This is a genomic window from Roseovarius sp. (genome assembly GCF_018066915.1).
GTDB lineage: Bacteria > Pseudomonadota > Alphaproteobacteria > Rhodobacterales > Rhodobacteraceae > Roseovarius.
This window is the reverse complement of the sequence record NZ_JAGPVV010000012.1, coordinates 1-8,170: the sequence shown is the minus strand read 5'-3', so window position 1 is coordinate 8,170 and position 8,170 is coordinate 1. Positions and strand designations below refer to the sequence as shown.

General features: G+C 64.4%; 7 protein-coding genes and 1 pseudogene. All 8 read left to right on the top strand.

The genetic code is table 11. The annotated features are described in order from the left end of the window. Nucleotides 1-43 precede the first annotated feature (43 nt). Nucleotides 44-970, top strand: a complete 927-nt coding sequence (gene argF, locus KBT70_RS00575) for an ornithine carbamoyltransferase (protein ID WP_296627536.1) — start codon at nt 44-46, stop codon at nt 968-970. Between the two features lie 89 nt (nt 971-1,059). Continuing rightward, complete coding sequence (gndA, locus tag KBT70_RS00570) at nt 1,060-2,454, top strand: NADP-dependent phosphogluconate dehydrogenase (protein ID WP_296627533.1); 1,395 nt, start codon at nt 1,060-1,062, stop codon at nt 2,452-2,454. Nucleotides 2,455-2,492: 38 nt separating this feature from the next. Then, nucleotides 2,493-3,251, top strand: a complete 759-nt coding sequence (locus tag KBT70_RS00565) for a biotin--[acetyl-CoA-carboxylase] ligase (protein WP_296627531.1) — start codon at nt 2,493-2,495, stop codon at nt 3,249-3,251. Between the two features lie 18 nt (nt 3,252-3,269). Beyond that, the gene (locus KBT70_RS00560; RefSeq protein ID WP_296627528.1) at nt 3,270-4,040 is read left to right on the top strand and encodes a type III pantothenate kinase; all 771 of its coding nucleotides are present in this window, start codon (nt 3,270-3,272) and stop codon (nt 4,038-4,040) included. A gap of 6 nt (nt 4,041-4,046) precedes the next feature. Next, nucleotides 4,047-5,714, top strand: a complete 1,668-nt coding sequence (locus tag KBT70_RS00555; protein ID WP_296627526.1) for a ribonuclease J — start codon at nt 4,047-4,049, stop codon at nt 5,712-5,714. A gap of 15 nt (nt 5,715-5,729) precedes the next feature. After that, a complete protein-coding gene (locus KBT70_RS00550; protein ID WP_296627524.1) occupies nt 5,730-6,245 on the top strand; it encodes a DUF2478 domain-containing protein in 516 nt (171 codons plus the stop codon). 70 nt (nt 6,246-6,315) lie between these two features. Then, a complete protein-coding gene (gene trkA / locus KBT70_RS00545) occupies nt 6,316-7,695 on the top strand; it encodes a Trk system potassium transporter TrkA (protein WP_296627521.1) in 1,380 nt (459 codons plus the stop codon). Nucleotides 7,696-7,699: 4 nt separating this feature from the next. Continuing rightward, nucleotides 7,700-8,170 (top strand): annotated as a pseudogene (locus KBT70_RS00540) (TrkH family potassium uptake protein); the annotation flags it as partial.

Here is an 8,170-nt window from a genome sequence, read left to right as displayed (position 1 = left end):
CCCCCCCCCCCCCCGGACCCCCCCCTCGCAAAGCGATACGACCATGACCCATTTCCTTGATATCCACAAAACCTCTGAAACCGACCTGCGGGCGATGATTGATCAGGCCCGCCACATGAAAGAGGCGCGGCAGGGCCGCCCGCGCGGCACGCCGGATGACGAACAGCCGCTGGCAGGGCGCATGGTGGCGCTCATCTTTGAAAAACCCTCGACGCGCACCCGCGTGTCCTTTGACATGGGCGTGCGGCAGATGGGGGGGCAGACCATGGTGCTCTCGGGCGCCGACATGCAGTTGGGGCATGGCGAGACCATCGGCGACACCGCCCGCGTCATGAGCCGCTATGTCGATCTGATCATGATCCGCACCTTCGACGAATCCGTGCTCTTGGAAATGGCGGAACATGCCGATGTGCCGGTGATCAATGGCCTCACCGACCGCACCCACCCCTGTCAGATCATGGCCGACATTCTGACCTACGAGGAACATCGCGGCCCGATCAAGGGCAAGAAGGTGGTGTGGTCAGGGGATGGCAACAATGTCTGCGCCTCCCTGCTGCATGCCGCCGGGCAATTCGGCTTTGACCTGACCTTTACCGGCCCGATGCAGCTTGACCCGGAGCCCGAGTTCATCGGATTGGCGCGCAAGGCGGGCAGCACGATCACCATCGAACGCGATCCGTTCAAGGCGGTGGACGGGGCCGATCTGATCGTCACCGATACCTGGGTCAGCATGCATGACAGCCAATCCACCAAAGAGCGGCGTCACAACATGCTGCGGCCCTATCAGGTCAACGACAAGCTGATGGCGGCGGCCAAACCCGACGCACTCTTCATGCATTGCCTGCCCGCGCATCGCGGCGAAGAGGTCACGTCCGAGGTGATGGACGGCCCGCAATCGGTCATTTTCGACGAGGCCGAAAACCGCCTGCACGCGCAAAAGGCCGTGATGCGCTGGTGTCTCGGGGTCTGAACGCGCCGCGTTCGCGTGCTGCGCGCTTGCAATCTCCGCGTCAAAGCGCTTAGCCTGTCCTCAGGCTGTTAGCGATAGCAGGGGGACGCATGGCGCAGATCGGCATCTATGGGCTGGGCACCATGGGCAGCGCCTTGGCGCTGAACATCGCGGAACACGGCTTTGACGTGGCTGTGACCAATCGCGAGGTGGACTGGATTGCGCCCTTCCTTCAAGAGGCGGGCGATCTCGCGGCGCGTCTGCACCCGCACGAGCGGCTTGAGGCGTTTGTCTCGGCGTTGAACACGCCCCGCGTCATCCTCTTCATGATCCCGTCGGGCGCGCCGATGGATGCCATGCTGGCCGAGATCACGCCGCTGCTCAGCCCCGGTGATACCGTGATCGACGGGGGCAATGCCGATTTCCACGATACCCGCCGCCGTGTCGCGCTCTTGGCCGAACGCGATCTGCATTTCGTGGGCTTGGGCGTTTCGGGCGGCGAGGCGGGCGCGCGGCACGGACCCTCGATGATGCTGGGCGGAAGTGCGCATAGCTGGGCGCAACTGGCACCGATCCTGACGGCGATTGCCGCGCGCTATGAGGGCACGCCCTGCGTGGCGCATCTGGGACCGGATGGGGCGGGGCATTTCGTCAAGACGGTGCACAATGGCATCGAATATGCCGATATGCAGGTCATTGCCGAAATCTACAGTCTCCTGCGCAATGGCGCGGCCCTGCCGCCCTCCGAGATCGGCGCGCTCTTTGCCACTTGGGACCGGGGACCGCTCAGATCCTATCTGGTCGAGATCACGGCCCGGCTCTTGACCTATACCGACCCCGAGACCGGGCATCCGATGGTCGATGTGATCAAGGACGCGGCGGGGCAAAAGGGCACCGGGCGCTGGACCGTGATCGAGGCGCTGCGTCTGGGGCAATCCGCCAGCATGATCGAGGCGGCGGTGGGCGCGCGGGGCTGGTCCTCGGAAAAGGACACGCGGCAGCGGGCCGAGACAATCCTGGGCGGGGCGGTGGGGGCGTTCGACGACACGCCCGAGGTTCTGGCCGAGGCGTTTCTGGCCGCGCGCGTGCTGGCCTATGCGCAGGGTTTTCGGATTCTCGCGACGGCATCAGAGGACTATGGCTGGGCGCTGGACCTCGCCACCATCGCCCGCATCTGGCGGGCGGGGTGCATCATTCGCTCTGCCCTCCTGGATGACATCGCGGCGGCCTTCGATCGGGACCTGCCGCAGGGCGCGTTGATCCTCGCTCCCGAGATTGCGCAGACGCTGGCGCGCTGTATCCCGGCGCTGCGACAGGTGGTCTGTGGCGCGGTGCATGGCGGGCACCCGGTGCCGGCGCTTTCTGCCGGGCTGGCGTGGTATGACAGCATGCGGTTGGGCCATGGCAGCGCCAATATCATTCAGGCACAGCGCGACATGTTCGGGCGTCACGGATTCGAGCGGTTGGGGCGCGCGGGTCTGCACCATGGCCCTTGGTGGGACTGAGGCCGCGCGCGTTTTTGGATATTTGGAGCAAGAAGAAAATGGATCAGGGATCGGACTGGCCTCTGGGCTATGGCCGCCGCGTGCTGGCGTCGGTGGACAGCACCAATGCCGAGGCGGCACGCATCGCGCCGCATCTGGCGGGACCCGAGTGGATACTGGCGCATCAGCAGACCGCAGCGCGCGGACGGCGGGGGCGGGCTTGGGCCAATCCGGCGGGCAATTTCGCGGCCACCCTCGTGATGCGCCCGACCGAGAGCCCGGACCGCGTGGCGCTGCGGTCTTTCGTGGCGTCGCTGGCGCTCTTTGATGCGCTGGTTGCGGCGACAGGCCGGGCCGAGGTCTTTGCCCTCAAATGGCCCAACGATGTGCTTCTGAACGGTGGCAAGCTGGCGGGAATATTGCTCGAGAGTGCCGGCGCAGGCGGGAGCCTCAGTCATTTTGCCATCGGCATCGGGGTGAACCTGCACAGCGCGCCCGAGGTGTCCGAGGTCGAACCGGGCGCGCTGCGCCCCGTTTCCCTCCTGTCCGAGACCGGGATTGTGATAGACCCCGAGGCGTTTCTGGCCCTCTTGGCCCCGGCCTATGCGCGGGCAGAGGCGCAGTTCGTAACCTACGGCTTTGCCCCCATCCGCACCGCATGGCTGGCACGGGCGGCGCGGTTGGGCGAGGTCATCACCGCCCGCACGACGCGCGAGGTCTACGAGGGCCGGTTCGAGACAGTGGACGAGGCGGGCAATCTTGTTCTATTGACCGCCCAAGGGCGACAGGCGATTGCCGCCGCCGAGGTGTTCTTTTGACGGAAAGGGACCGGGCGTATGCTCTTGGCGATTGATTGCGGCAATACCAACACAGTGTTTTCCATCTGGGATGGGCAGAAATTCCTCTGCACCCTGCGCACCGCCACGGATCATCAACGCACCGCCGATCAGTATTTCGTCTGGTTCAAGACCTTGCTGCATCACCATGGCATCAAGGCCGATATCACCGGGGTCATCATCTCCTCGACCGTGCCGCGGGTGGTGTTCAATCTGCGGGTCTTTTCGGACCGCTATTTCAACTGCCGCCCGCTGGTGGTGGGCAAGCCCGAGTGCCGCCTGCCGGTCGATGTGCGGGTGGACGCGGGCACGCAGGTCGGCCCTGACCGGCTGGTCAACACGGTCGCGGGGTTTGATCTCTATGGCGGCGACCTCATCGTGGTGGATTTCGGCACCGCCACCACCTTTGACGTGGTGGACAGCGATGGGGCGTATATCGGCGGGGTGATCGCGCCGGGCGTGAATCTCTCGCTGCAGGCTCTACATGAAGCAGCAGCGGCCCTGCCGCATATCGACGTGACCAAACCCGAACGGGTGATCGGCACGAATACCGTCGATTGCATGCAGTCGGGCGTATTCTGGGGTTATGTCGGGCTGATCAATGGGCTATGTGAACGGATAAAGGCCGAGCGTGGCCGCACCATGAAGGTGATCGCAACGGGTGGGCTGGCACCTCTCTTCCAGCAAGGCACGGACGTGTTCGACATGTTCGAGGACAATCTGACGATGCACGGTCTGACCGTGATTGACGCGTATAACAAGGAGGGCTGACGCCCCATGAGCAGCGACCGACTTATCTACCTGCCCCTCGGTGGGGCGGGCGAAATTGGCATGAATGCCTATGTCTATGGCTATGGCAAACCCGGCAAGGAACGTCTGATCCTCGTCGATCTGGGCGTGACCTTTCCGGACATGGACGGCACGCCGGGGGTTGATCTGATCCTGCCCGACATCTCGTGGCTCGAGGCGCGCAAAGGGCAGTTGGAGGCGATTTTCATCACCCACGCCCATGAGGATCACGTGGGCGCCGTGGCGCATTACTATGCGCGGCTTGGTGCGCCGATCCATGCCCGTGCCTTTACCGCCAACATCGCCCGCCGCAAGATGCAGGAACATGGCAACCCCGAAAAGGCGGTCAACATCGCCTCGACCTGGCCTGCCACCGTCAAGGCGGGGCCGTTCACCGTGGGCTTTGTGCCGATCTCGCATTCCATCCCCGAAAGTTCCGGTCTGGTGATCGACAGCGCCGGTGGGCGGATCGTGCATACCGGCGATTTCAAGATCGACCTCAACCCGGTGGTCGGCGAACCGTTTGACCGCGATCTCTGGGCCAGCCTGTCCGAGCCGGGCGTCAAGGCGCTGGTCTGCGATTCCACCAATGTCTTCAGCCATCACGAAGGCCGCTCCGAGAGCACCGTGGGCGGGCCGATCACCGATCTGGTCGCGGCCTCCAAGGGGCTCTTCGTCTGCACCACCTTTGCCAGCAACGTCGCCCGCGTGAAATCGCTGGCCGAGGCGGGCGTGCGAGCCGGGCGCTCGGTCTGTCTGATGGGCCGCGCCATGCAGCGGATGATCGAGGCGGCGCAGGAAACCGGCGTGCTCAAGGGCTTTCCCAAGACCATCAGCCCCGAAGAGGCCGGGTCTGTCCCGCGCGACAGCCTGATGCTGATTGTCACCGGCTCTCAGGGCGAGCGGCGCGCGGCCAGTGCGCAACTGGCCAATGGCAAATACAACGGCATCACCCTCAAGGATGGCGATACGTTCCTCTTCTCCTCCAAGACGATCCCCGGCAATGAGCGCGGCGTGATCCGCATCATCAACCAATTCTCCGAAATGGGCGTGGATGTGATCGAGGGCGATGACCGCTATCACGTGTCGGGCCATGCCAACCGCCCCGATCTCGACGAGATGCACAAGCTGATCAAGCCGCAGATGGTGATCCCCATGCACGGCGAGCACCGGCATCTGCGCGAGCATGTCAAGCTGGCCAATGCCAACCGGCTCAAGGGTGTGCTGGCGGTCAACGGCATGATGATCGACCTCAGCGGCAATGCGCCCAAAGTGGTTGAATATGTCGAGACCGGCCGCACCTATCTGGATGGATCGGTGCAGGTTGGCGCGATGGACGGCGTGGTGCGCGACCGTATCCGCATGGCGCTGAACGGGCATGTCATGGTCAACGTCATCCTCGACGAAGACGATGAGCCCTTGGGCGATCCGTGGGTCGAGGTCATGGGTCTGGCGGAAACCGGGCGCTCCAACGCGCCCTTGGTCGATGTGCTGGAAGAAGACCTGTCGCAGTTCATGGGCCGGGCCGGGGCCAAGACCCTGACCGACGATGACAAGCTGGAAGAGGGGCTGCGCCGCATCGCGCGGCAGAGCACGCAGACCGAAATCGGCAAGCGGCCCGAGGTGACGGTGGTCATCAGCCGCCTGACCGCTTGAAGGGCGCGCCGGGCCATGCGCATCGCCTATATCATTGCAGAGGGGCGCGGGGAAACCGATCTCTTGCTGCATGATGTGGCGCGCGCGGCGCGGGCGCGGGGCCTGCGCCTCTGTGGCACGGTGCAGGTCAACACCAATTGCGGGGATGACAGGCCCTGCGACATGGATGTCGAGGTGCTGCCCGACGGGCCGGTGATCCGCATCTCGCAAAGCCTGGGGCGGGGCGCGCGTGGCTGTCGGCTGGACCCGTCCGCGCTCGAATTGGCGGTGGCCGCCGCCGAGGCGCGGCTGTCCGAGGGCTGCGATCTGGTGATCATCAACAAATTCGGCAAGCACGAGGCCGAGGGGCGCGGCTTTCGCACGCTCATTGCCGAGGCCCTGAGCCGGGACGTGCCGGTGCTCGTGGGGGCGAACCGGCTCAACGCGCCGCATCTTGACGCCTTTTCCGGGGGTGTGGCCGAGGCGCTCACCCCGGACATGGCGCGTATCCTTGATTGGCTCGATCATGCGGTGCCCGCCGCGCACCCTTGACCCAGAACGCAATTGACCGGGCAGGGGGCATCTGTCATGCAGCAGGTTCAGTCAGGATGAGGCAAGGACGATGAAGGTCATCATCTGCGGCGCCGGTCAGGTGGGCTGGCAGATCGCGCGGCATCTGTCGGGAGAGCGCAACGACGTCACGGTCGTGGACAACAATCCCGATCTGGTGCGTCGGGCCACTGACACGCTTGACGTGCAGGGGATCACCGGCTTTGCCTCTTATCCCGATGTGCTGGACCGGGCCGGGGCACGGGACGCCGACATGATCATTGCCGCGACCTATTCGGACGAGGTCAACATGGTCACCTGCCAGGTGGCGCATTCGGTCTTTGGCATCAGCCGCAAGATCGCGCGCCTGCGCAGCCAATCCTATCTCGACGCGATCTATTCGGACCTATACCGCCGCGATCACATGCCCATCGACGTCGTGATCAGCCCTGAACGCGAGGTGGCGCAAGCGGCGCTGCAACGGCTGGCCTCGCCCGCGTCCTTTGACACAGAGCTTTTCATGAGCGGGCAGGCGCAGCTCATGGGCATCCGGCTGGAAGAGGATTGCCCGGTGCTCAACACGCCGCTGCGGCAACTGAGCGATCTTTTCTCGACCCTGCGGGTGGTGGTTCTGGCGGTGCGACGCGAGGGGCGGCTCTTTGCGCCCGAGGCGGGGGATCAACTCTTTGCCGGGGACGAGTGTTATCTCTTTGCGCCCATCGAAGATGTGCCGCGCACGCTCGAAGTGTTTGGCAAGTCGCAGAAAAAGCAAGAGCGGGTGGTCATCATCGGCGGCGGCAATGTCGGGCTTGCCGTGGCGCAGGCGCTTGAAAAACGGCCCGGTGGCCGCATCCGTGCCAAAGTGATCGAAAAGAGCCGCGCACAGGCGGAACGCGCGGCGGATGCGCTGGAACGGACTATCGTTCTCAACGGTGACGGGCTCAATTCGGCGCTGCTGGCCGAGGCGGGGATTTCCCGTGCCGATGCGGTGCTGGTCGTGACCGACGACGACAAGACCAACATGCTCGCCGCCGTGCGCGCCAAATCCGAAGGCTGCCCCTTTGCCGTGGCACTCATCAACGATCCGACGATGGTGCCGCTGCTCGAACCTTTGGGCATCGACGCCTATATCAACCCGCGTGCCACCACCGTCAGCTCGATCCTGCGCCACATCCGTCACGGCAAGGTGCGCGGCGTCTATTCCATCGGCGATGCCGAAGGCGAGGTGATCGAGGCCGAGGTGATGTCGACCTCTTCTCTGGCCGGGGCGGCGATCCGCGATATCGACTTTCCCGAGGGCGTGCTGGTCGGGGCCGTGCGCAAGGGTGGCAAGATACACAAACCCGCAGGCGGTCTCCGGGTCGAGGCGGGCGATGTGATCGTGATCTTTGCAATGGCGGCGGATGTGGCGGCGGTCGAACAGCTGTTGCAGGTCTCGATCGACTTTTTCTGACCCGATGATCGCCCGGCTGCTGACATTCCCGCTCATCCTGATCCTCGCCGGGATTGCCGCTGTGATGATGTATCTGCCGGCGATTGACGCGGGCCTGCGCGGCTATAGCGGCGTGGGCAAGGCTTTTGCCTTTTCCGGCACCATCGGACTTGCGCTGGTGATCATCATCGGGCTGGCGCTGTCGGGGCGGTCCGATCAACGGATGAGCGACACGCAAAACCTGATGTCACTCTTGCTGGCCTATGTGCTCTTGCCGGTGTTTCTGGCCATTCCCTTCTACGAAGGCGTGCGGAACACGAGTTTTCTCAACGCCTATTTCGAAATGGTCTCGAGTTTCACCACCACCGGGGCCACGCTCTTTGGCGCGCAGGGTCGTCTGATCGACAGCCTGCATCTGTGGCGCGCATTGGTGGGCTGGGGCGGGGGGTTGTTGCTCTGGATTTCTGCCTCTGCGGTGCTGGCCCCTCTCAATCTT